The sequence below is a fragment of the Methylorubrum sp. SL192 genome, from assembly GCF_026672325.1.
Lineage (GTDB): Bacteria > Pseudomonadota > Alphaproteobacteria > Rhizobiales > Beijerinckiaceae > Methylobacterium > Methylobacterium extorquens.
On record NZ_JAPPQV010000003.1, the window covers coordinates 4,775,551 to 4,795,939 of the forward strand.

Genomic DNA, 20,389 nt, shown 5'->3' on the forward strand with positions numbered 1-20,389 from the left:
GACGCCGCGCCTCCACGAGGCGATGCAGGAGCTTTTGAAGGAGATTGGAATGGAGATGGGGCGACGCTTGAACGCTCGCCTTCACTGATCGCTGGCCATCAGAGGCCGCCTACATCAGGTCCGTTCCCAAGCAGGCGCTTCTCCAGCCCCGCCCGGCTCAGCCGCGGCGGGGTTTTTCGTTTCAGGCGTTACTCGCTCGGTCCGTCCGCCGCCTGCTCCGCCGAATCGTCGCGAATAATCCGGAGCACACTCTCAAGTTCGGCGAGCGACTCCTTCGTTCGAGCAATCGATGCGTCTGTTGTATCGACGACGCCACCGCCGACGCGGCCTTCGCTCGTATGGAGCAATCCCCTCTCCATGAGGTCGAGGTTTTTGGACAACAGTTTGTGCTGATCGGCGCACCAGTTCTTCAGGTGTTCAATGGCTTCCGTCATTGTGCCCTCCTGCACTTACTAGAGCCGTGCCCGAGCGGTTTGGGACGGCTGGAGGGTCGGGACGTTGAGGGGTGAAGGAGGATGCCGATGCCTTCACCTTTGTCCGTCGATTTACGCGAGCGTGTCGTGTCGGCCGTAGCCGCGGGCGCGTCCTGTCATCAGGCTGCAGCCCGGTTTGGGGTCAGCGTGTCCAGCGCCAGCCGCTGGTCGGATCGGTTTCGCCAGGAGGGACAGCTTGCGCCCAAGCCGTCGGGCGGCGATCACGCCTCGCACCGGATCGAGGCGCAGGCCGACCTGATCCTGACGATCTACGAGGCGCGGCCGGCGATCTTTCTGCGCGAACTGCGTGACGCTTTGGCCGAGCGCGGCCTGCAGACCAGCACGAGCAGCCTATCCCGCTTCTTCGCCCGGCGTGGCATCACTCGTAAAAAGGGGCGATCCACGCCGCCGAGCAGGCGCGCGAGGACGTAAGGGCAGCCCGCGAGGCTTGGTTCGAGAACCAGGACGCCCTCGATCCCGACAGGCTGGTCTTCCTCGACGAGACTGCCGCGGCCACCAACATGGCACGCCGCTACGGTCGGGCTCCGCGGGGCGAGCGCTGCCGGCTGGCTGTCCCGCACGGGCACTACAAGACCACCACGATCACCGCCGCCCTGCGCAGCGATGGCCTGTGCGCCACGACCCTGTTCGACGGCGCCACCAACGGCGCACGCTTCCGGGCCTACGTCACCGACACGCTCGTGCCCGTGCTCAGGCCCGGCGACACCGTCATCCTCGACAACCTGCAGGCCCACAAGGTGACGGGGGTGCGCGAGGCCATCGAAGCCGCCGGGGCGAGGCCGCTCTACCTCCCGCCCTACAGCCCGGACTTCAATCCGATCGAGCAGATCTTCGCTAAGTTGAAGGGCCTCCTCCGAACCGCGGCGGCCCGCACTGTTCCAGACCTGTGGCACGCCATCCGGCAGGCCTGCGCTCGCTTCACAGCCGATGAGTGCCGCAACTGCCTCGCCGCAGCCGGTTACGATACCGACTTGGCCGTCGCTACGTGAACGGGCACGGCTCTAGCCCCGCGCGCCGCAGCGAGCATCCGCTTCCGCACCTCCGCCATGCGGTCGTCGTAAGTGGCGCTGGCCGCTACGGCTTCCTGCCCGACAGCCTTGTAGATCTCCATCGCGGTCGCATGGTCCAGCGGGGGCCTGCATGGCAGTGCGCTAGCTGTCCGGCACCTGCTCGATGCGAGCAACCGTGCGCACAATCGCCAGAACCTCGCGGCGCAGTTGATCATCCTCAATCTCGCTGAAGGCGTGCAGGAGATCGATGGCGCCATGAGTGCGTAAAAAAACCGAACACCTCGGCCCGGTCCCTACCTCCGCCCTCGTCGCCATCGTAGAAGGACGAGACTCGCACTTCGAGCACGCGAGCGATGTCGCTCAGACGGCTAACGCCGACGCGGTTCATGCCGTTCTCGTACTTCTGGACCTGCTGGAACGTCACGCCGATGGCCCTACCGAGCGCGGTCTGCGTAAGACCCTTGGATTTGCGCAGCACCTTGATGCGTTCTCCGACAAGACGGTCCTGATCGGTTGCACGCTTTGGTGGTGCTTTTGGGGTTTCCATGGCTTTAAGCCCTGTATCGTAGAACGGCCGGGCAGGCTTGTGGCCGAGCTAGCCGAGGGGCCCTAGCAACTCCCGCGAGAAGATTTTCGTTGCGGGAGCCAAACGCGCGTCAGCACCTGCACCCGCTCTTCTAGGGCTTCCGCCGGTCATGCTCGGCGACATCTCGTATCAATCAACCGCCAGGTGCAGCCGCTTCCGGATTTCAGCCATGCGATCATCATCACCGACGTCGGCTCGACGCGTGCGCGGTTGCCTCGATTGCGAAGCTGATAATCTGGCGAGATGTCATTACGGAGCCCGTGTCGACGTACCAGCGCGGCGCCGGGGCGGCCGAAGCGGCAGTCACCACATAGCCGATCTCGTCCAGCTCAATCAGCGCCCAGGCAATGGGACTGAGCACGTAATCGTCCCCGTGTCGGATGGTGCGGTTCAGCGCTCTCACTCGCTCCCGGCCTACGCTCTAGGCGTGGCCGTAGAAGGAACCCTCGCCTGTCGTTCCGGCTCCGAACGGCCCAGGGAACGCTCGGATCAGCGTAAATTTTTCGCGACTATAATGTTCGAACAACCGGCCGTAAGGAGAGCGGCCAAAGGTATGATTGTGCACAGTTAGGTTTTGCGCCACTGAAGGCGCATGACCCACAACGCTTCCTATTTCCGCGAAAAAGCCGAGCAGTGTCGGCGCCTCGCCAATGCGATTTTGTCGAGGAACGATCCGACTCAGGCGTCTCTTCAAGCCATGGCAGCAGAGTTCGACGCTCAGGCAGCAGCTATTGAGGCGAGCGTCGCTACCGCTCACGTCATTGGGTACGGCGACGACGTGTCTGTGGCGCGAGAGGAAGCTAACGAGGCACCTGGGACCGGCGATGACCGAGTTCGGGACGCTTAGGACGCGGGGCTCTTCGCTTTCGCGATCCGCTTCATCCTCGCTCGCCTCGGCCGCCTGTGCAGCATCGATGAAGCGGCGGCGCTGTCTCCGGTGTCAGCTTCTCGGCTCCCCGCCTGGTTCGCTCGGCGGAGTTTTTCGTTTCAGGCTCCACTCGCCGACGCAATCATCCGCTTCCGCACCTCAGCCATGCGGGTGTCGTCGCTGGCGCCTGTCACCATGGCCTCACGTCCGACGGCCTCGTAGATCTCCCGCACGGTCGCCTCGTCCAGACCGAGGCCCTGCGCGAACCGGAGCAGGCCGCGCAGCTCGGCGACTTTGCGCTCATCGTCGGTCATGATCTGGCTGGCCACGGCTTCGGCTCGCAGCTCCAGCCGGTCGCCTCGAGAAAGGCGTTGTGCGCCTTCATGTCCCGCATCACCTGGGCGCCTCGCTTGCCGCATTTGGCGCAACATGCGTTCTGCCCGAGGCAGGTGCGCGTCAGCCTCGGCGGCAGATCGGCCAGCGTCACCGTTGCATAGTGCCCACAGGAGCAATGCAGGGCCATCGTGGTCAGCCCTTCGGCGATCCAGTCGGCGAAGGTGCGGTCGGGCCGCCTCACTGCAGGCTATCTTTGTCCTTGGCCTGGAGCATCCGCAGAGCCTCCCGAGTGACCTCATGCAGGTCGGAGAGCCCCTGCATCCCAATCGGCACACCTACACGCTGTCCCTCGACCGTCGTCAGCACGATGACAGCGAGCGATTCGCCCATCAGTAGACCGGGCTTCGGCGCACTGATCGGCAGGAGGAAATTGCCATCGCCTTCGATGGCGTCCTTTGCCCTGTCAGGCCGGAATGGAGGCGATTCGACCATGCGGCGAACCTACCGCGCAGGTGTCGTCCTCGCCAACAGGACCGCCGTGCGGGTGGCGCCGCGCCTCAGGCCGGGGCTCGACTCATCGTTGGCGATGACGTGGCTGGCCCATAAATGCTTAACGACCGCCGCATCGACAGCGAGAGCGCTTTAGGCGCGCTCATCGCTCGCCAACTCCCGACAGCAACTTGTCGATTTGCGCCATCCCGTTCTCTCGGGCTTTGGCCTCGGTTCGCAGGTCGCGGTCCGACCTCTGAGCAAGCTTCCCGTTCTTGCGGATGGCCCACTGGAACGAGCCCCCCTCCTTTTTCGGGTGAAGGATCTCAAGGCTGTAGGGGTGGGTTGCCGGATCGGTCATGACCTGGGCCTACATCGCCCAATCAATAGGACCAAGAGCGGGTCAGCCGTCATAGATTTCAAACTGACACAACTACGCCATTGTCGATCACTACCCAGCCCCACCCGGTTTCACCGTGGCGGGGGGGCAGGCCCGAGATGCACCTGCGGAGGTGGTGCGGGCACCGTGCGTCGAGCGTGGGCCGCCGAAGGCGCCGGACTAATCCGCTCACCGCTGGTCTGTGCCGATCACCGAGCCCGCTGCTCCGTGATCGACCCTCCCCATTCCGCCGATTCACCGTCGTGAAAATGCGACCACACGAGATAGGTAGTGAGCAGGAAAAGCGCGGCACAGAAGAAAACGGAAAAACGAGGCATGGCGGGATAGTAGCACGCCTTAACGATGATGGATCGCGCCCCGGACGTGAATCGGGGACTGGCGGCGGACGGGGGCTTCCGTTCGGCGGGGCGGCGCCGAGCTGAGGGACTATCCGCCGACCACCAGCCGTCTACATCATGCCCGCCCTCCAGCGGGCGTTCCGCATATCGACTCGCCCCGCCGGCACCCGCCGCGCGGGGCATTTTCGTTTGGCGATTATATCGTTCGCACATACGGGCGATTTAGCAGCCCCGACTGAACGGCCGGATGTCCGCCGCGTTGTCGTGCGGTAGCAGGGGGGCGGCGGTTGGCTAGGTTCCACTTCCAGGTAAGGACCCAGTCGCACGTTGCCTTCACCGAGGCGGCCGACCTTCCAGGGCTAGAGAAGGCTCGCACCGAGGCGGCGCGCCGCGTGCGCGTGTTGCTGACCGAACACGCGCAGCAAATCTGGGCGGATAAAGACTGGCAGATGGACGTGACGGACGACAGGGGGCTGATCCTGTTTACATCAATGTTTCAGCCTACGTCGCGCCAGCCGCGCAGGGCAGTGAACGCCCGTCGGGGCTGTAGAACTCAGCCCTCGGCCTTCTTCGGCTTCGCGCTCCGATTCAACGCTGCGTTGAAGTCAGCCTCGTTCTCGCTCGCGCCAGACTCACGCGCAGCTTCAATGAAGTGGCTGCGCTATTCCTAGGATGTCAGCTTCTCGGCGCCCCGCCCGGCTCAGCCGCGGCTGGGTTTTTCGTGCTGCCTCACGTCACAAATCAGACCCCGAACACCGCTACCGTACGATTTCGGGCTGAGCTGTCGACCCATGAGGCTCCTCCGCCGCACGCACTGGAGCAATCATGAAGCCCACCCAACGACGCTACGGGCGTGGCGCGCCTGTACGTCATGAGGCTTGGATTGATCGCAGATCCGCCCGAACGGCTGAGACAATAAGGTGGGCGAGGCGCAAGGGGGCCTCGGTACGTATCGACAATCATCACCCTGCGCTCAACGACAACGTCGTGCAGTCCGTGGCTATCGATCTAATCTGAGGCTCTTCCAGCCCCGCTCGAATCAGCCGCAGCGAGGCTCTTTGTTTTCCGACTACCTCAGTTTTTCAGGCAGGTAGGTCAAATCAAACTCGGCCGCATCATAGAGGCGCCTCCAGTTCTGGATCACCAACTGGCGATCGTCCAGCCTGACGAGTCCGTCCGTGCGTAGCGACTTCACCGCCCGGCTGACATGCACCGTCGTCAGTCCCGTCACGTCGGCCAACCAGTCCGGCCATGGGTGCGAAGATATCGACGCAGCCCGAAGGTAATTCTGCAATGAACTCAGCGTGTTAAATTCGAGTATAATTCCTGATTATTTTCGTCGCTTTTCAATTGTATAAAAATTGTCTCGTGGAGGGTTGAAATACTCCATAAAGGCACGACTTGGATGCAGTGCAGCAATCGCAGCCGATTGCTTCGCCAGCAGAGCGATCGGCCTAATTCGTCTGTTTGCTTTGTAGAAATATTTTCATAAATACTGAAAGGAAGCCCACATGGCCCATGAACAGAACGTCAGCACCGCCAAGCAGAACGGTCAGGACGCGCGCATCGCTGAGGCCGCAAAGGCTAATTTCAACAAGGCTGCCGATAAGACCAACGAGCAGAGCAAGCAGTTCTCCGATGCGGCTCGTGAGGGCGCTAACAAGATCGTTGACTTGCACGAGCGAGCAACCGAGACCACCAAGCAGGTGATGCAGAACAGCATCGAGACAGCCTCCCAGCACACTCGTGAGGCCGCCGATCGCTTCTCGAAGACCCTGGGCTTCTCAGGCCAAGACGGTGAGCGTCTGGCTCAGCAGTCCAAGCAGAACATCGAGGCGGTCACCCGCTGCGGCACGGTGCTGAGCCAAGCCTTCCAAGATGCCTCGCGCAGCCTGTTCGAACTTGGGCAGAAGCAATTCCAGCGCAATCTGGACGGCCTCACCAAGCTGACTCAGGCCAAGACGGTTCAGGAGTTCGCCACCATCCAGAGCGATCTGATGCGTGAGAGCCTGCAGCACATGGTCCAGGACAGCAAGGCGATCACCGAAACATCCGCCCGTGCTGTCAACGAAGCCAGCCAAACCTTCTCCAGCGTCGCTCCGGCTCGCTGAGATCGGCTGCCGCCGCCAAGCCCGGCAGTAAATTTCTTAGCGATGCCAACCTGAGGGCGGTCCTTTCGACCGCCCTTTCTCGTTCCGACACGGAGTGTTCCATGTACAATCCCTTTGCCGTCGCGATGCTGGCCTTCGAGGCACAGAGGGTGGTCGAGCTTCGCCTGGTGAAGATGTCATGGGGCGGAGCTGCGGCGCAGGCCGAGGCATCTCGGATGGTCAGCGAGAAGATTAGCGCCTCGATCGAGGCTAGCGGCAGCCTAATGATGGGCGGCTCACTGGACGCGGTCGTCGCGCGATACCGCGAGCACGTTGCCGAGAACACAAAGCGCCTGACGAGCGCTGCTTAGGGATCTCCGCGCATTTGGGAGTTCACTTGGGTCCTTCTCGTGGCTCTCGTCTGCTAGCGAGCCGGCTGCCTCCCTTTACGCCGATGTGAATGAGATAGTGGTAGGACAGCGAGGACGGGAAGGAGCATCACGGCTGGCGGCTGAAGGCGGAGCCGATGGCATAGGGGGGCCGAGTTGTCTTAAGCTTACCGGTTGATCTTCCTCACGCCTTCTGGGTCCGGGCCAGCAGGATCGCCGTGCGCGTGGCGGTGCGCCTAGCGCCGGTCGTGCTCGTCTTGTCACGTAGAACAGCGGTAGCGAAGGCGTTTGCCTTGACGGCGGCCGCCACGTCGACCGTGTCGCCCTCGCCGAGTTCCGCCCGCTCCTCCATCCGGCCGCCGAGCACAGCGTCGACCAGCGCGTTCAAATCGTCATGGGTGACGACCTTGGCCTTGAACAGTTCGCCGACGGTGGGGTTAGGATCAGCCATGCGTGGACCCTATCGCCTGGACTGGGCGCGCGCCATCGTCAGCACCCAAGTGCCACGCCGGACAGCGCCGTCGTCGTCTCGCCCGCGGCGACCCAGTGGCGACGGTGCGGTCTCTAATCCCCGGGCAAATTGTCGCGAGGAGGACGGCACTGCGAGGCCAATTAGGTGGCGAGTTGCCGAACCTCTTCAGCAAGGATGTTCATACGGGCGACGGTCTCTTTAGTCAGGGTGTCCCTGGTCAACTCCGCCCGCCAACCCGCCGGAACCGCCCTCTGCACGGCCTCCTCGGCTTGGTCACGAGGCACGGCGGCCACCCAAAGCTGCACGGTGGGTATGCCGCCGACGCCGCTGTCCATGTAGACGCGAACAATGTGGATGCCGGCGGCAACGTCGTTCAGTCTGTCCATATGGCGAGGATGGCACGATCCCGCGCCGTCACCAAGACTGGGATACGGGTGTGCTTCCGTTCGGTGTCGCTCTGGGACCTGCGGAACCTGCATGGTGAAACTGAGAGCTGGGAACGTTCGCATGTCGGTGCAGGACGCGCTGAGCGACGGTGACCGGGAGGACGGCTACATCCTCGCTTGCCAAGCCGAACCCGAGGGCGACGTGGAGCTGGAAGCCTAGGCGGTCTTGAGCCGAGGCGACCGGGGGTGTCGTCTCACCGCTCGGTCGCAAGCTCCGATACGAGGCGCTTCACCATGCTGGGGTTGACCGCCGTCGAGAACTCAGATGCCTCCAAGTCGACGAACTCAGCCTCGGTCGCCTTGATGGCCGCGTGGCCAGCGGTGACGAGGTAGCCTTCGGCGTCGTTGAAGCAGGCAGAGGCCCCTCGTCCGATAGCATGTAATGGTCCACGACATCCTAATGCCGCAACCGCCCCGGGGGGTCCGCTTCCCGCTCGGAGCAGACGCCTCGTCCGGCAAGCCGCCAGGTCTGCAAAGGGTCAGGATTTAGCATGCCGACTGGTCGGCTACGCGCCACAAACGGACCTTCGCTTGTGGGCGGTTGAAGTTCCGCTCCTGGAACGAGACCGTACCAAGCCTCGGCCGAGACCTATAATGTCGTGGCTGAGACGCTGGCGCGCATCTGACCTGCGTTTCATGTTGCAGTGCAACAGGTGGGGTCGAAGGCCGTTGTATAAGGGCTACCCTCGCATCGATTAGTGAGGGACGGCTTCGGGGCGTTCGCTCGCCGGGCGAAGCCACGGTGCTGCCACCTCATTGAAAGTCCCCTTCCGATGCGCTTCGTAGCCACCCTCACGACGCTTGCACTCGCCCTTTCGCCGCTTCCGGCGCTGGCATCCTCCTGCGCCGAGCAGATCGGGACCATCGAACGCCGCCTCGACAGTGCAGGTGCTGTGGAGATCGCGGGCCTTAAGGCGGGCCATTCGCTCCAGACCGGTTCGCCCCGGGGCGTGCAGGGTGCTCGCCTCGACGCACCGAGCGACCCCGACCTGATTTCGACGGCGAACCGTGTGGCAGTGGCCAGGACCCTCATCATCCGCGCGAGCGACGAGGACCAGCGGGGCGATCAACGCGCCTGCGAGAACACCATGACCGAGGCCAAGGGCATGATTGGCGCCCTGCCGTAGTCAATCTCGTCGCCGTCGGCCGATCCCTTCTCGAAAGCACCGCGATGACACTCCTCGCAGACGCGTCGACGACGATGTCGGGGCTGGCCATCGGCCGGCCCCGCGCGCTCGCACGCCGGTTCGGCAACGCTGCCGGGAGCCGAGCTTACGACCTCTTCGTCCCCTCCGGATACGAGGGAGCCCCCCTCCCGCTGGTGGTGATGCTGCATGGCAGCTCTCAATCATCGCGCGACTTCGCCATCGGCACGGGGATGGACCGGGTGGCGGAGGAGCAGAGCTTCCTCGTTGCCTACCCCGACCAACCGAGGTCGGCCAATCTCGGCAAGAGCTGGAACTGGTTCAGGAATGGGGACCAGAAGCGCGACGAGGGCGAGCCGTCCATTCTCGCCGGCCTGACGCGTGAGATTATGGCTAAGTTCAATGTCGATCCCGCGAGGGTCTACGTCGCTGGCCTATCCTCAGGTGGGGCTGCCGCGGCGGTCATGGCGCTGGCCTACCCGGACATCTACGCTGCCGTGGGCATACACTCTGGATTAGCGAGTGGTTCGGCAGGCTCGATGTCCGTGGCCTTCTCCACGATGCGCCGAGGCGCCTTGCTCCGTCCGCGTCAAGCAACGCATCCGCTACCGACTATCGTCTTCCACGGAGACCGCGACACGACCGTCTCACCGGTCAACGGCGATCAGGCCATCGCCCAGGCGCAGCCCGATGGGGAACTGAACATCACCACCGTCGAGGGGCGTTCCGATGGCGGAATGGCGTATACGCGAACGATCCTAATCGAACCGGATGGCAAGTGGTCGTCGGAACAGTGGGTCCTGCATGGCGGCGGTCATGCTTGGGCCGGCGGCCACCCGTCCGGCTCGCACACCGATCCGACCGGTCCCGACGCAAGCCGTGAGATGCTCCGGTTCTTCATGACACACGCGAAGGGCGACGGAGCGTACTGACACTGACTGCCCGTCCGGATGAAACAGCCCGAAATGGTTCCTTAGGAGCATCCCTTGGTTGATCTACGCATCCACCACCGGACGACCTACCGTTACAGGCAGCCTGTCGAACTTGGACCGCATCGGCTGATGTTGCGCCCGCGAGAGGCCCGGGACCTGAGGCTGCGTTCGAGCGACATCACGGTAACGCCGGATGCAGCCGTGCGCTGGGCCGACGACATCGCCGGGAACGCGGTCGCGACCGCCATCTTTGCAAAACCGTCCAGCACACTCGTCATCGATAGCGCAGCTCAGGTCGAACTTTCCGCGGCTGCCTATCCAGTCTTCGACATCGCCGCCTCTGCCATCTCGTTTCCCTTCCGGTACTCTGACGACGAGTGGACGGACCTCGGAGCACTGACGGTTCGGCAATACCCCGATGGGGATCGCCTGCAGAACTGGGCGCAGGGGTTCGTTGCGGGCTACCCCACCGATACTCTATCGCTCCTCAGGGACATCAATGCCGGAGTGAGTGTCGCGATCACCTACCGGGCTCGGGAGGACGAGGGCACACAGTCGCCGAGCCAAACCTTGTCATCAGGTCTGGGCTCATGCCGGGATCTGGCCACGCTCTTCGTCGAGGCGGTTCGTAGCCTCGGCTTCGGCACAAGGGCTGTCTCGGGCTACCTGTACGACCCCACACGTCGCCTGCTTGGGTCGGCCGATGCCGGCTCCACTCATGCCTGGGGCGAGGTGTACCTACCCGGCGCAGGCTGGGTCACCTTCGACCCGACGAACGGCAGCTTGGGCGGTGCGAACCTGATCCCGGTCGCTGTGGCACGTGACATTCGCCAGGCCATGCCGGTGACTGGCAGCTTCATCGGGCCCGCTGATGCCCTCCTGGATATGTCCGTGACCGTCGAAGTTCACGACTAACGTGCTGCTGAAGTCGCGCATGTCAGTAGGCAAGCTCTAGCTTGAGCGAGTTGAGGCAGCCAATCCCTACGGCGCCTAGCTCGCCGCCTCGCGCGGCGGCAAATCCGGGAAGGAGATTGTCACGGTCACCCCGGCATCGTTGCGGATGTCGATGTCGCCCGCGATCTGCTGCACCAGCGAGCGCACCAGCCCATAGCCGAGGGACCCCTCTCGCACGCCCGCCATGCCGACTCCGTTGTCCTGGATCACCAGTTCGATCCGACCGGGATGCGGCCTGCGGACCTGGGCGCGGATCGTGCCGGAACGCGGAGACGGAAACGCGTACTTGACCGCGTTGGTCACCAGCTCGGTCAGTGCCAAGCCCAGCGGAATAGCGCGGTCGGCGCTGACGAAGATCCCCTCTTCCACCTGGGCCTCCAGCCGGATGCGATCATCGCCTTCGGTCAATGCCTCCAAGGCAGCACAGAGGTCGGCTACGTAACTGCCGGCATTAACTTGCTGCACGTGCTCCGATCGGCTCAGTAGGTCGTGCGCCCGTGCCATGGCGTTGATCCGCTCCTGGGTCTCGGCGAACAGCGCTTTGACAGCAGGATCGGACTGGCGGCGCCCCTGCAGGTTTAAGAGCGCTCCAGCAATGGATAGGCTGTTCTTGGCCCGGTGATTGACCTCGACCAGCAACATCTCGCGCTCGGCCCCGAGCGCTTTCAGCCGTGCATTCGCCGCCTCCAACTCGTGTGTCCGATCAGCCACGCGTTGCTCCAGCTCGGCGGCCAGCGCCTGCAGCGCTGTCTCGGCCTCGACGCGACGAGTGATATCCAAGTACGACAAGAAGTGGTTGGTGACCGTGCCCTGGCCGTCATCCAGCGCGGCGGCGAACAGCATTGCCCGGAATGGCTTGCCGTCCTTGCAGTACTGCAGGATCTCCAGCGTCGCGTTGCGGCTCTCGCGGATTGCCGCCTCGTACTCCTGGACCGTCGCCGGATCGGTCTCTGGGCCGTTCATGAAGTGCGGATCCTGCCCGAGCAGCTCCTCCAGGCTGTAGCCTGACAGCTCCATAAACGCCTGATTGGCAAAGATGATCGGATTGCCCGGCAGGGTGGCGTCAGTGACGATCATCGGCATCCGGGTAAGCCGCACCGCATCCACAAAGATGCCCCCGTGCTGGCGGATCGCCTCGATATGCCGCTCGGCCAAGGTACGTTCTGGGGTCCCAGACAGGTCCCGTTGAAACTCATTCATAGCGAACCCTAGGTGATCCTGGGCGGACGGGATACTTTTCTAGCGAACTGCAGGCGGCGTGCGGCCGCATTCTGCCGGAGTGCCTTATTGCGTCTCCGGGGGAGTTCGGCCTCCCCTGAAACCTCACGCGCCTGACACGGTTCTCCTCTACGATGACCGGCTTGCGTACCCCTTCTTCCTCCCTCGTCCTTGTTGTTGAGGATGAGGACCTTGTACGCATGATGGCGACCGACATGCTGGAGGACGCTGGGTTCACCGTGCTCGAAGCAGCGAGCGCCGACGAGGCCTGGGACATCCTGGAGAGCCGTAGCGACATCGGCTTGCTGTTCACCGACATCGAGATGCCGGGATCGATGAACGGCTTCGGGCTGGCCGCTCGGGTTGCTGAGCGTTGGCCGCACATCCGCCTGGTGATCACGTCGGGGCGGTGTCGCCCCGCGCCGCGCGATGTGCCGGACCACGGTATGTTCGTGCCCAAGCCCTATCTGGTCGAACAGGTGCTCAACGCCTTTGACAAAGCCGGACCGGTTTAGCGGCCTTCCTGGTCACCGTTCAGGAGTAGGGAGATCGGCAGACTTTCTCCTGCCAGTTCCGCCCGACGGCAGGCATTACACGCCTACGTCAGCTGTGCTTAGGTCGGAACGTGAGCACTTGGCCGGACGGCCGCATGATCGTCACCAACGCGCGGGCGAGGTCAGCCTGTTCGAACGGTTTGCCCAGGCGGACGAGCCCTGTGAGCTTGTCCTCCGGCAGCTCGCTATAGCCGCTCGCGAGGATCACCGGCAGTTCCGCGTGCGCCGCGCGGATCGCCTCAATCAGCTGAACGCCGCTCATACCCGGCATGATCTGATCGGTGATCACCAGATCGATGATTTCGGCGGAACGGCGCAGAATGCGCAGGGCCTGCTGGCCTGAGGTCGCCTCCAACACCTCGTGGCCAAGGTCCTCCAGCATCGCTGATATGTTCATCAGCACCAGCGGATCGTCATCGACCACCAGCACCGTCATCGGGTTCAGGATCGGGAGGTCTGGGTGAGGCGTCTCGCCCTCCTGATGGAGGAGGTGCGCCTCAACCACAGGCAGCCATAGCTCGGCGGTTGTTCCCTGTCCCAGAATGCTCTTGAGCACCAGGCGTCCCCCGGACTGGCCTGCAAAGCCGTGGATCATCGAGAGGCCTAGTCCCGTACCCTTGCCAACACCCTTCGTGGTGAAGAAGGGCTCTGTGGCTTTGGCGAGCGTCTCTTCGCTCATGCCCATGCCCGTGTCGGTGACCGACAGGCAGACGTAGCTGCCCGCGGGAAGTCCGGCAGCCTCTCTGGTGCTAATCCGTTCTTCCCGCGCCGAGATCGTGATCGAGCCACCGTCCGGCATCGCATCGCGGGCGTTGACGGTTAGGTTGAGCAGCGCCAGCTCCAGCTGGCTCGCATCAACGAAGGCGAGCGGCAGCTGTAGCGGAAACTGCGTGCTGACTGGGATGTTCGAACTGATCGAGCGCTGCAGAAGCTCGGCCATGCCGCGCACCAGTTCGGGCACGTCGACAGGCCCTCTGGTCAGCTCCTGCCGGCGGGCGAAGGCGAGCATGCGCTTGGTCAGCGTCGCACCACGCTCGGCCGCCTGGATCGAGTTCTCGATTAGCTGCAGCAGCTTGGGGTCATTCGGCAAACGCTTACGCGCGATGCTCAGGTTGCCCAGCACGACCGCCAGCAGGTTGTTGAAGTCGTGCGCCACGCCGCCGGTAAGCTGGCCGATTGCCTCCATCTTCTGGGACTGGATGAAGCGCGCACGCGTCGCTTCGAGTTCTTGCTGGACGTTGCGCCGCTCGGTGACGTCCCGAGTGATCTTAGCGAACCCTACCAGCTCGCCGTGATCACCGCGGATGGCGTCAATCACGACGTGCGCCCAGAAGCGGGTGCCGTCCTTGCGCACCCGCCAACCCTCGGCCTCGAAGCGGCCTTCCGTGGCGACGGTCTGCAGGGCGCGAGCGGGTAAGCCCGTGGCCCGATCCTCCTCCGTGTAGAACCTCGAGAAGTGCTGGCCGATGATTTCCTCGTCGGTGTAGCCTTTGAAGCGTTGCGCGCCGCGGTTCCAGCTCGACACCGCACCCTGTGGATCGAGCATGTAGATGGCATAGTCCTGAACACCCTGGACGAGCAGGCGGAAGCGCTGTTCGCTTTGCCGCAGCGCGTCCTGCGTCGCCTTCCGCTCGCTCAGGTCACGCGTGATCTTAGCGTAGCCGACAAGCTGACCGTCCGGGCTGCGAATCGGATCGATCAGCACGTGCGCCCACATCAGGGAACCGTCCTTGCGAACGCGCCACCCCTCCTGTTCGAAGCGGCCATCGGTGGCCGCAATGTGCAGAGCTCGGGCAGGCAAGTCCGTGGCCCGATCCTCTTCGGTATAGAACTGGGAGAAGTGCTGCCCGATGATCTCGTCGCTCGTATAGCCCTTGAAGCGCTGAGCGCCGGGGTTCCAGCTCGCGATATTTCCCTGAGGGTCGAGCATATAGATTGCGTAATCGACGATTGACTCAACCAACAACCGGTAGCGGTCATCACGATCAGCGGCCGTTTCGAGGACCTGAGTAGCCTTTACAACCTGGTTCTGCTGCGCATCAGGGCGAATCTGTTCGTCATTCATACGGATGACCATACCACGCCTGATCGGGTATGTTGGATCTTTTGCCAGGTGCGGGGGAAACGTGCGCTTGCCGTTATCGGTGCAAGAGATACGACTACCTCGCGCTAGGAGCTGACACTGAGCCGACAGGCCCTGAAGCGTCGCTTCCGACCCCATCCGGACATTCGGCGTGCACAGGTCGAATGTCCGCTTGGGGTCAGGAGTTCGCACGCCGATTATTCGGCTGTGCGCCACTTGCAGACCTTTGCACTCGCTCGGCGGCAGGTCCGCTGTTGATGCGTGAGCGGACTATAGATCTCCAAGCGTGCTCGCGGAATGCCCAAGCTCGCGTCCGACCGCTAGCCCGGTCGCAGAGCACGCACGACCTGGAGGAATCCGCTTGACCGTCCCACTCGACCCGCGCCCAGGCGGCGCCGCACAGGCGGACCGCCACCCCTTTCCCCGGACGCTGCAAACGGGCGAAGGACGGCTCTGTACCACTAAGTTAGCAAGCTGCGAGATCTACCCCGGCAGCGCATGGCCTACGGCGGGCAGCTCCGGTTCGGGTTCGAGGGAGCGGTCGCATTCTGCGACGTGGCCCCCGCCGTCGAGGCCCGGTTCGCTGTCTACCTCGACGCTATCGCGGACGGCGAGATCGTTTTCGCCGCCGGGTCGAAGAACGGATCGTTCTACATGTTCCCGAACGCGAAGCTGAACTGGGCGAGCGGCGCACCTTTCCGCGTCGTGTCGCCGAGCACGCGGGACGCGCAGCTGCGGGGATTGGAGTTCTCGATCCCCTACACTTACAACGTGAGCTAAGAGCACGTACGCACCCGGGGGCGTACGTGCGCCCCCGGCTAATCTTCCAGAAACGCGTTTCATTATACGGAAGTAACGGGGGTAGAGCTCTTCTCGCCTAGACTGCTCAGCCGGGCATTCGGGCGCACGATGGGCCAGGTCGACGGGATATCCACAGGAGCCTTCCGGACCGGTGCTCGGGGCTGCCGGAGGGATGGTTCGGAACACCTGAAAAACGGGTGAAACGATTTTCCCGCAAACTTTTCGAGGCTGAAAAAAGCTCGATAGCTGAGTCTGGAGAGTCACTTAAGCGTTCTTATTTTTCTCTTATGTTGGAAGGCGCACGTCGGGCGCACGTCGGCCCGCGGGGGTCCCGAGAGGCCAGGAAAGCGTTTACCGAACCGCCCGGAACACCGTTGACGCGGGACTCCCGGTCGATTCTCCTGGGCTCACACCAGACCGGGAGACACCCCATGGGCCTCGCCACCGACCTCAGCCTCGACGCCGGCTCCCGCCTCGGCATGGTCGGATCATTCGCCCACATGGGCGTCCAGCGCGCCATGGCGGATATCCGGCACGAGCAGCGCCGGGAAGCCAACGCCGTCGGTGAGGTCGTCGCTCGGCTCCGGGAAGCGCGCCTTGGGCAAGTCGCCGCCACGCGCCGGGCGGTCGCCGCCGAGGCCCGCGCCGCGCGAGCCGAGGCGGAAGTCGCCGGGGCCCAGGGCGAGTTGGATCTGCTCCGCGATGCCCTGCGGGCCGAGAAGCGCCTGACCGCCGCGCTCAAGGAAACCCGCGGCGTCGCGTAGCCGAGCGACCGCGCAATGCAAAGGGCCCGCCGGGATGACCGGCGGGCCCTTCTTGTTTCAGGAATCCGTGCCGCTCAGTGCAGCGGCCGCGGGCGGTAGCCGCGACCGTAGACAGGCGGCTGGCCGGCGTCGAAGCGCGGCTCCGGGCGGGCCCCCGGCCCCCGCTTCATCATCTCGTCGAGACCGTCCCGATCGTGAAGCCGGTTCCGCTTCATCTGGGCAGCGATCGCGGCGAACTCGTCGTCCGAGACGAGGCGCGCCGGCTTGACCGGCAGGATCGCCGGGATCAGCGGGGAGAGCTCTTCCTGCCGGGTGGCCTCGGCGTGGCGCTTCAGGACGTCCGGCGAGACCGTCAGGGCGGCGGAGAGCTCGGCGCGGGAGAGGCTACGGATCCACTCCGCGACCGGCTCCGACACCGTCTTCACGTGGCGGGCGAGACCGCGCTCGCCGTTGTCGCGGTACGCCTCGATGGCGTGCTGGATGAAGTTGCCGAAATGGACGGGGGGGCGCTGCCGCTCGAAGAAGCCGTCTTCGTCGCCCGCGGCCCCGACCAAGCGCTCGATCTCCGCGTCGCTGACGACGGCGCCCTCGGCCAGGGCCCGGCCGGTCACCGCCGGTGACGGGAGCGCGGAGGCGATGACGGAGCCGATCTCGCGGCCCACGACGCCGGGGGCCTTGAGGGCAACCTCGGCGGTGACGGCGGCCGCATCGGCGGCGGCGGAGACGCCCCGGTCGATGGCGCGTCCGGCGGCGCGCGCCCGGTTCCGCACCCACGGCAGGCGCTTCGTGACGGGCTCGACGATCTCGTCGAAGGTGTCGGAGAGGAAGGACCACGCGCCGCGCATGGCGGCGGCGATGGAGGCGAGGATTCGGGCGAGGAAGCTCATAGCTGGATGTCCCTGTGCGGGGCTCGGCACCGCGCCGTCCCCTCTGCCCACAGCCTGCCTCCGTCACATGCAAGGCACCACAGGCGCACGTACGCACCCCGAGCCGAGGGCCTCGATCTCGGCCCGGGTCGCCCGCCGCCAGAACGCCTGCCGGGCGGTGCAACGCTCTGAAAAATAATGCGAATTCCCGATCGGGTGGACCCCGTTCCGAAGGGTGTGAGCGCCGACGAATCGGGTGAGCTCACGCGGTAAGCCGGCCTTCGCGGCCCGGGCGTCGTGCTCCATTTCGGCCAGCCCCTCCTCCGCACCCGTCGGGTCCACTCGATCCCACGCCTGCGCGTACGTGAGCGGCTCCAAGCCGTCCTCGGTCACGAGGAAGAGCTGGCCCGCGGTTGGCTCGCGGACGCGGCACGTCGTGACGACTTCGCCGATCGGCAAGTCGAACCCGGCTTTCCAGCGCGTGCGCTCCGGGTTGAGGAAGTGCTGCTGGCTCGCGAACGGCCGCACCGTCACGAGCCGGGCGTGAAGGCTCGTCCGCGTCCCGGACCACACGTCGACGAGCCGGACCGTCGAGCCCGCCGGCAGGACCACCCGCACGGTCGGTTGGCAGTCCCGATCGGGACTCCCCGATTCACGTCCGCTTGACCACAACATTAGAACCCCCGCTTACATTCAGCACCGAATCGGATACCGTTATGACACTGGCTGACTAGATAGCTCGTCAGCTCAGTGGTTTGCAGGAGGGGTAGATGCCAAGGGTGTGCAGGGAGGAATTCAAGGTGCCGGCGGCGGTGCTGCGGCAGCACGTCGCCGCGGGTGAGGGCTACGCGGCGATCTCCCGGCGCTACGACGTCGGCGAGAACGCCGTCCGGTACCGCTGCCGGCGGCTCGGCCTGAGAGAACTGGTGAACGGGAAGGCGCCGGGCGAGGCCGCACTGCGGATGGCGCTCTCGCACAGCGACATCCCCCTCAAGCAAATCGCCCGAGCGTTCGGCATCGAAGCCGGCACGCTCACGAGAGCGTGCCGGGCGTACGGGATCCCCACGGACGAGCTCGGCCGCGAGCAGCTGCGGGACGCCCGCTGATGGCCCGCCGCCCTCTCCACGATGAGGACGTCGGCCGCTGCCTCGCGGCCGCTGTCGACCTCGCCGGCGGGCAGTCCGCTTGGGCCGCCCGGCACGGCATGACGCAGTCCTACGTCGCCAAGCTCCTGCTCGGCCGCCGCGAGGTTTCGCCCCGCGTCCTGTCGGCTCTCGGGCTCCGGGCACTCCCCCGCGCGTACGAGCCGACGGAGCCCCGCCCGTGAGCGACGTCGATCGCCAGGTCCACCGGACCCCGGAGCCTGAGGCTGTTGCCCGGCTCTGGGCCTCGCACGGGGCCGAAGCTGTCAGCGCGCGCTGGTGGACGCTGAACACGAGTGAGCGATCCCAGCTCAATCGGATCGGGCGCATCCGCCTTGGCTGGGAGGGACTGCCCTCACCCCGAAAGCGAGCCTCCACGGCCGCGCAGGAGTCCGCCGCGATCGAGGCCGCTTACGCGCTTGGCGAGATGAAAGCAGCCGAGGTCGCGGCCGGAATGGGCGCCAACTCCATCCGGGCCGCCTTCGCTGCCCGCGGGATCCTCGACACGCCCGGGATCTCCCCGGAGATGCGAGGCCTCGCCACGAAGGACGCTCGCCTCGCCCGCCAGGGCGACGCGGCCGCGGCGGCTCGCATCGAGGCCCGCCGCGTCCATGCCGAGGCGGTCTACGCCGTCTGCGCGGCCGCTCTCGCCCTCGTACCGGAGCAGCCCGTCTACGGCCGCCCCCGCCTGCCGGAGCCACCGGCGAAGTCGCCACCGTGCTCTCGGGATTCGAGCGCGCGGCCGTTCTCGCCGTCTTCCCAACGATGCCCGACCCCCCGGCCTCAGAGCCGCCCCCCGAGGAGCCATCCATGCCTGCGCCAGGACAGACGAATCCGAAGCGCCTGGTCCCATCGGACGACGGGATCCGGGCCGATCACGCGGCGAACCCGAGCCCTCGGGCCCCCGCCACGAAGTGGGGCACGAGCGAGTCGGCGGTTTTCACGCACCTGCGCCGCCTGAGTCTGACCCGGCCCCGCGCCAGCGTGCGGTTGCCGGCGCCGGTGGCTCCTCGGTCCTCGCCTGAGGACCGCTCGATCGGTGTCCACCCGCTGCCGGGCGAGCCCCGCCTGCTCGGCCGCCTCGGTGTCGAGGACCTCGCCATCGCGATCGAGCTCGCCCGCCGGACGGGGATCACCCCGCTCGATGCTCTCACCTGGGTCCGCGCCGACGCGGGCCTCGCCGCCTCCGACGCCGAAAGGACCGCCTGATGCTCCGCCTCCTCCTCGCCACCGCCGTCGCCAATGCCAAGGCCGACCCGGCCTGGCGCCAGTGCATCCGCCTGATCGCGGGCCTCGTCGTCCTCAGGGTGAACAGCGCGATCTTCATCGCCGCCGTCGTCTTGCAGGCCATCGGCGCGCCGGCGCTGTGGCCGCACGACGCGCCCCTGATGTGGGCGGCCGTTTGGGCCCCTGCCTACGTCGCGCTGAGCTTCCTCGCCGACGCGTTCGGCGTCGACGGCATGGGCGATCCCGACCTCGACCCCCGCTGACTCACCCCCTCACCTAGGAGAACAGACATGACCGATTTCGAACCGCCCGTCGTCGACCCCGCCCGCCGCCGCATCATGGAGTTTCACGAAGAGGCGCAGCGATGCGGCCAGGACTACGAGCCGACGGCCGAGGAGCTACGCCTCCTGATGATCGAGGCGCTCCCTGAGGCCGGCGGCATCCACTACTGGGCGCAGCGCCTCGGCTGCACGCCGGAGGATCTGCAGGCCGTGCTCGACGGGGAGATCGAGCCCGCCGGGGACATGCTCGACATCCTCAGCATGGAGCCGATCCCCTCGCGGGGCGTCTACGCCGATCCGCTGATGGACCGAGAGGCCCGCGCGATCCAACGGCAGCGCTGGTCCACGGCGCCGACCGCAGCGACGTACGTCATGGGCACTCCCCGCCGCATCGAGCGCAGCGCCGCGATCCCGGACAGCGTGCGGAACATGTTCGCGATCGGCGTCGCCGCGCCGCGGATGAAGCCCAACGAAGAAAAGTGAACGAATACGTTCACCTCCTAT

29 protein-coding genes and 1 pseudogene are annotated in these 20,389 nt (G+C 65.2%); 16 read left to right on the plus strand and 14 right to left on the minus strand.

Features of this window, described 5'->3' with window-relative positions:
• Window positions 1–188: 188 nt before the first annotated feature.
• Window positions 189–434: a hypothetical protein gene (locus tag OVA30_RS23140; RefSeq protein ID WP_268177084.1), complete on the minus strand. Its 246-nt coding sequence runs from the start codon at window positions 432–434 to the stop codon at window positions 189–191.
• An 87-nt stretch (window positions 435–521) separates the two neighbouring features.
• Between OVA30_RS23140 and OVA30_RS23145 the strand changes: the two genes are divergently transcribed.
• A protein-coding gene (locus OVA30_RS23145; protein ID WP_268177086.1) for an IS630 family transposase occupies window positions 522–1,483 on the plus strand; the annotation gives its coding sequence in 2 pieces (ribosomal slippage) (window positions 522–873 and window positions 873–1,483; 963 coding nt in all).
• Window positions 1,484–1,645: 162 nt separating this feature from the next.
• Here OVA30_RS23145 and OVA30_RS23150 read toward each other — a convergent pair.
• The 6 genes and pseudogenes from OVA30_RS23150 to OVA30_RS23175 form a co-directional block, all read right to left on the minus strand.
• Window positions 1,646–2,051, minus strand: a pseudogene (locus OVA30_RS23150) (helix-turn-helix domain-containing protein).
• Window positions 2,052–2,271: 220 nt separating this feature from the next.
• Window positions 2,272–2,493, minus strand: coding sequence for a hypothetical protein (locus tag OVA30_RS23155; protein ID WP_056153827.1), 222 nt, complete (start codon window positions 2,491–2,493; stop codon window positions 2,272–2,274).
• A 584-nt stretch (window positions 2,494–3,077) separates the two neighbouring features.
• Window positions 3,078–3,287: a hypothetical protein gene (locus OVA30_RS23160; RefSeq protein WP_268177088.1), complete on the minus strand. Its 210-nt coding sequence runs from the start codon at window positions 3,285–3,287 to the stop codon at window positions 3,078–3,080.
• Window positions 3,269–3,535: a hypothetical protein gene (locus tag OVA30_RS23165; RefSeq protein ID WP_082499643.1), complete on the minus strand. Its 267-nt coding sequence runs from the start codon at window positions 3,533–3,535 to the stop codon at window positions 3,269–3,271. Before OVA30_RS23165 ends, OVA30_RS23160 begins: the two co-directional genes overlap by 19 nt.
• On the minus strand, window positions 3,532–3,786 hold the full coding sequence (locus OVA30_RS23170; RefSeq protein WP_268177089.1) for a hypothetical protein: 255 nt from the start codon (window positions 3,784–3,786) through the stop codon (window positions 3,532–3,534). Before OVA30_RS23170 ends, OVA30_RS23165 begins: the two co-directional genes overlap by 4 nt.
• 160 nt (window positions 3,787–3,946) lie before the next feature.
• Window positions 3,947–4,144, minus strand: coding sequence for a hypothetical protein (locus OVA30_RS23175; protein ID WP_056153836.1), 198 nt, complete (start codon window positions 4,142–4,144; stop codon window positions 3,947–3,949).
• A 664-nt stretch (window positions 4,145–4,808) separates the two neighbouring features.
• Here OVA30_RS23175 and OVA30_RS23180 point away from each other — a divergent pair.
• Window positions 4,809–5,192 carry a DUF6894 family protein gene (locus OVA30_RS23180; protein WP_056153839.1) on the plus strand — a complete coding sequence of 128 codons (384 nt, stop codon included), beginning with the start codon at window positions 4,809–4,811 and terminating at the stop codon, window positions 5,190–5,192.
• A gap of 398 nt (window positions 5,193–5,590) precedes the next feature.
• On the opposite strand, the gene OVA30_RS23185 is transcribed toward OVA30_RS23180, so the two are convergent.
• Complete coding sequence (locus OVA30_RS23185; RefSeq protein WP_268177530.1) at window positions 5,591–5,752, minus strand: helix-turn-helix domain-containing protein; 162 nt, start codon at window positions 5,750–5,752, stop codon at window positions 5,591–5,593.
• A 280-nt stretch (window positions 5,753–6,032) separates the two neighbouring features.
• Here OVA30_RS23185 and OVA30_RS23190 point away from each other — a divergent pair, with 280 nt between their 5' ends.
• Both OVA30_RS23190 and OVA30_RS23195 read left to right on the plus strand, forming a co-directional pair.
• The gene (locus OVA30_RS23190; protein WP_268177090.1) at window positions 6,033–6,632 is read left to right on the plus strand and encodes a phasin family protein; all 600 of its coding nucleotides are present in this window, start codon (window positions 6,033–6,035) and stop codon (window positions 6,630–6,632) included.
• A gap of 101 nt (window positions 6,633–6,733) precedes the next feature.
• Complete coding sequence (locus tag OVA30_RS23195) at window positions 6,734–6,982, plus strand: hypothetical protein (protein WP_056153845.1); 249 nt, start codon at window positions 6,734–6,736, stop codon at window positions 6,980–6,982.
• Window positions 6,983–7,184: 202 nt separating this feature from the next.
• On the opposite strand, the gene OVA30_RS23200 is transcribed toward OVA30_RS23195, so the two are convergent.
• Complete coding sequence (locus OVA30_RS23200) at window positions 7,185–7,451, minus strand: hypothetical protein (RefSeq protein WP_268177091.1); 267 nt, start codon at window positions 7,449–7,451, stop codon at window positions 7,185–7,187.
• 161 nt (window positions 7,452–7,612) lie between these two features.
• Entirely contained in the window at window positions 7,613–7,858 is a 246-nt protein-coding gene (locus OVA30_RS23205) for a hypothetical protein (protein WP_056153852.1), read from the minus strand.
• Here OVA30_RS23205 and OVA30_RS23210 point away from each other — a divergent pair.
• The 4 genes from OVA30_RS23210 (at window position 7,827) to OVA30_RS23225 (ending at window position 10,910) form a co-directional block, all read left to right on the plus strand.
• Window positions 7,827–8,078 (plus strand): 2Fe-2S iron-sulfur cluster-binding protein, encoded by a 252-nt coding sequence (locus tag OVA30_RS23210; protein WP_268177092.1) that lies wholly within the window; start codon window positions 7,827–7,829, stop codon window positions 8,076–8,078. The two genes, OVA30_RS23205 and OVA30_RS23210, sit on opposite strands and share 32 nt — an antisense overlap.
• A 613-nt stretch (window positions 8,079–8,691) precedes the next feature.
• Entirely contained in the window at window positions 8,692–9,045 is a 354-nt protein-coding gene (locus tag OVA30_RS23215) for a hypothetical protein (RefSeq protein ID WP_268177093.1), read from the plus strand.
• Between the two features lie 44 nt (window positions 9,046–9,089).
• Window positions 9,090–9,995: an extracellular catalytic domain type 1 short-chain-length polyhydroxyalkanoate depolymerase gene (locus OVA30_RS23220; RefSeq protein ID WP_268177098.1), complete on the plus strand. Its 906-nt coding sequence runs from the start codon at window positions 9,090–9,092 to the stop codon at window positions 9,993–9,995.
• Between the two features lie 54 nt (window positions 9,996–10,049).
• Window positions 10,050–10,910, plus strand: coding sequence for a transglutaminase family protein (locus OVA30_RS23225; protein ID WP_268177099.1), 861 nt, complete (start codon window positions 10,050–10,052; stop codon window positions 10,908–10,910).
• A 75-nt stretch (window positions 10,911–10,985) separates the two neighbouring features.
• On the opposite strand, the gene OVA30_RS23230 is transcribed toward OVA30_RS23225, so the two are convergent.
• A complete protein-coding gene (locus tag OVA30_RS23230) occupies window positions 10,986–12,104 on the minus strand; it encodes a sensor histidine kinase (protein ID WP_268177100.1) in 1,119 nt (372 codons plus the stop codon).
• A gap of 197 nt (window positions 12,105–12,301) precedes the next feature.
• Here OVA30_RS23230 and OVA30_RS23235 point away from each other — a divergent pair, with 197 nt between their 5' ends.
• Window positions 12,302–12,682 carry a response regulator gene (locus OVA30_RS23235; RefSeq protein ID WP_268177102.1) on the plus strand — a complete coding sequence of 127 codons (381 nt, stop codon included), beginning with the start codon at window positions 12,302–12,304 and terminating at the stop codon, window positions 12,680–12,682.
• A gap of 88 nt (window positions 12,683–12,770) precedes the next feature.
• Here the strand turns inward: OVA30_RS23235 and OVA30_RS23240 are convergent, their stop codons facing one another.
• On the minus strand, window positions 12,771–14,798 hold the full coding sequence (locus OVA30_RS23240) for a hybrid sensor histidine kinase/response regulator (RefSeq protein WP_268177103.1): 2,028 nt from the start codon (window positions 14,796–14,798) through the stop codon (window positions 12,771–12,773).
• A gap of 504 nt (window positions 14,799–15,302) precedes the next feature.
• Between OVA30_RS23240 and OVA30_RS23245 the strand changes: the two genes are divergently transcribed.
• Both OVA30_RS23245 and OVA30_RS23250 read left to right on the plus strand, forming a co-directional pair.
• Window positions 15,303–15,584, plus strand: a complete 282-nt coding sequence (locus OVA30_RS23245; protein WP_268177105.1) for a hypothetical protein — start codon at window positions 15,303–15,305, stop codon at window positions 15,582–15,584.
• Between the two features lie 452 nt (window positions 15,585–16,036).
• Window positions 16,037–16,369, plus strand: coding sequence for a hypothetical protein (locus OVA30_RS23250; protein WP_268177106.1), 333 nt, complete (start codon window positions 16,037–16,039; stop codon window positions 16,367–16,369).
• A 74-nt stretch (window positions 16,370–16,443) separates the two neighbouring features.
• Here OVA30_RS23250 and OVA30_RS23255 read toward each other — a convergent pair whose 3' ends face one another.
• Together OVA30_RS23255 and OVA30_RS23260 are read right to left on the minus strand one after the other, a co-directional pair.
• Complete coding sequence (locus tag OVA30_RS23255) at window positions 16,444–17,256, minus strand: hypothetical protein (RefSeq protein WP_268177107.1); 813 nt, start codon at window positions 17,254–17,256, stop codon at window positions 16,444–16,446.
• 63 nt (window positions 17,257–17,319) lie between these two features.
• Complete coding sequence (locus OVA30_RS23260) at window positions 17,320–17,853, minus strand: hypothetical protein (protein ID WP_268177108.1); 534 nt, start codon at window positions 17,851–17,853, stop codon at window positions 17,320–17,322.
• A 152-nt stretch (window positions 17,854–18,005) separates the two neighbouring features.
• On the opposite strand from OVA30_RS23260, the gene OVA30_RS23265 reads away from it, so the two are divergent.
• From OVA30_RS23265 to OVA30_RS23285, 5 genes are all read left to right on the plus strand, one after another.
• On the plus strand, window positions 18,006–18,341 hold the full coding sequence (locus OVA30_RS23265; RefSeq protein WP_268177110.1) for a hypothetical protein: 336 nt from the start codon (window positions 18,006–18,008) through the stop codon (window positions 18,339–18,341).
• Complete coding sequence (locus OVA30_RS23270; protein WP_268177111.1) at window positions 18,341–18,562, plus strand: hypothetical protein; 222 nt, start codon at window positions 18,341–18,343, stop codon at window positions 18,560–18,562. Before OVA30_RS23265 ends, OVA30_RS23270 begins: the two co-directional genes overlap by 1 nt.
• Window positions 18,563–19,187: 625 nt before the next feature.
• The gene (locus tag OVA30_RS23275; protein ID WP_268177112.1) at window positions 19,188–19,586 is read left to right on the plus strand and encodes a hypothetical protein; all 399 of its coding nucleotides are present in this window, start codon (window positions 19,188–19,190) and stop codon (window positions 19,584–19,586) included.
• Window positions 19,586–19,867, plus strand: a complete 282-nt coding sequence (locus OVA30_RS23280; protein WP_268177114.1) for a hypothetical protein — start codon at window positions 19,586–19,588, stop codon at window positions 19,865–19,867. Before OVA30_RS23275 ends, OVA30_RS23280 begins: the two co-directional genes overlap by 1 nt.
• A gap of 27 nt (window positions 19,868–19,894) precedes the next feature.
• Window positions 19,895–20,368 carry a hypothetical protein gene (locus tag OVA30_RS23285; RefSeq protein WP_268177115.1) on the plus strand — a complete coding sequence of 158 codons (474 nt, stop codon included), beginning with the start codon at window positions 19,895–19,897 and terminating at the stop codon, window positions 20,366–20,368.
• Window positions 20,369–20,389 lie beyond the last annotated feature (21 nt).

Excerpts from the sequence above, each read along its gene's own strand:
- OVA30_RS23140 (WP_268177084.1), bottom strand. The coding sequence starts at position 434 with ATGACGGAAGCCATTGAACACCTGAAGAACTGGTGCGCCGATCAGCAC.
- OVA30_RS23170 (WP_268177089.1), bottom strand. The coding sequence starts at position 3,786 with ATGGTCGAATCGCCTCCATTCCGGCCTGACAGGGCAAAGGACGCCATC.
- OVA30_RS23175 (WP_056153836.1), bottom strand. The coding sequence starts at position 4,144 with ATGACCGATCCGGCAACCCACCCCTACAGCCTTGAGATCCTTCACCCG.
- OVA30_RS23190 (WP_268177090.1), top strand. The coding sequence starts at position 6,033 with ATGGCCCATGAACAGAACGTCAGCACCGCCAAGCAGAACGGTCAGGAC.
- OVA30_RS23195 (WP_056153845.1), top strand. The coding sequence starts at position 6,734 with ATGTACAATCCCTTTGCCGTCGCGATGCTGGCCTTCGAGGCACAGAGG.
- OVA30_RS23200 (WP_268177091.1), bottom strand. The coding sequence starts at position 7,451 with ATGGCTGATCCTAACCCCACCGTCGGCGAACTGTTCAAGGCCAAGGTC.
- OVA30_RS23210 (WP_268177092.1), top strand. The coding sequence starts at position 7,827 with ATGCCGGCGGCAACGTCGTTCAGTCTGTCCATATGGCGAGGATGGCAC.
- OVA30_RS23205 (WP_056153852.1), bottom strand. The coding sequence starts at position 7,858 with ATGGACAGACTGAACGACGTTGCCGCCGGCATCCACATTGTTCGCGTC.
- OVA30_RS23215 (WP_268177093.1), top strand. The coding sequence starts at position 8,692 with ATGCGCTTCGTAGCCACCCTCACGACGCTTGCACTCGCCCTTTCGCCG.
- OVA30_RS23220 (WP_268177098.1), top strand. The coding sequence starts at position 9,090 with ATGACACTCCTCGCAGACGCGTCGACGACGATGTCGGGGCTGGCCATC.
- OVA30_RS23235 (WP_268177102.1), top strand. The coding sequence starts at position 12,302 with ATGACCGGCTTGCGTACCCCTTCTTCCTCCCTCGTCCTTGTTGTTGAG.
- OVA30_RS23240 (WP_268177103.1), bottom strand. The coding sequence starts at position 14,798 with ATGGTCATCCGTATGAATGACGAACAGATTCGCCCTGATGCGCAGCAG.
- OVA30_RS23245 (WP_268177105.1), top strand. The coding sequence starts at position 15,303 with ATGGCCTACGGCGGGCAGCTCCGGTTCGGGTTCGAGGGAGCGGTCGCA.
- OVA30_RS23250 (WP_268177106.1), top strand. The coding sequence starts at position 16,037 with ATGGGCCTCGCCACCGACCTCAGCCTCGACGCCGGCTCCCGCCTCGGC.
- OVA30_RS23255 (WP_268177107.1), bottom strand. The coding sequence starts at position 17,256 with ATGAGCTTCCTCGCCCGAATCCTCGCCTCCATCGCCGCCGCCATGCGC.
- OVA30_RS23265 (WP_268177110.1), top strand. The coding sequence starts at position 18,006 with ATGCCAAGGGTGTGCAGGGAGGAATTCAAGGTGCCGGCGGCGGTGCTG.
- OVA30_RS23270 (WP_268177111.1), top strand. The coding sequence starts at position 18,341 with ATGGCCCGCCGCCCTCTCCACGATGAGGACGTCGGCCGCTGCCTCGCG.
- OVA30_RS23275 (WP_268177112.1), top strand. The coding sequence starts at position 19,188 with ATGCCTGCGCCAGGACAGACGAATCCGAAGCGCCTGGTCCCATCGGAC.
- OVA30_RS23280 (WP_268177114.1), top strand. The coding sequence starts at position 19,586 with ATGCTCCGCCTCCTCCTCGCCACCGCCGTCGCCAATGCCAAGGCCGAC.
- OVA30_RS23285 (WP_268177115.1), top strand. The coding sequence starts at position 19,895 with ATGACCGATTTCGAACCGCCCGTCGTCGACCCCGCCCGCCGCCGCATC.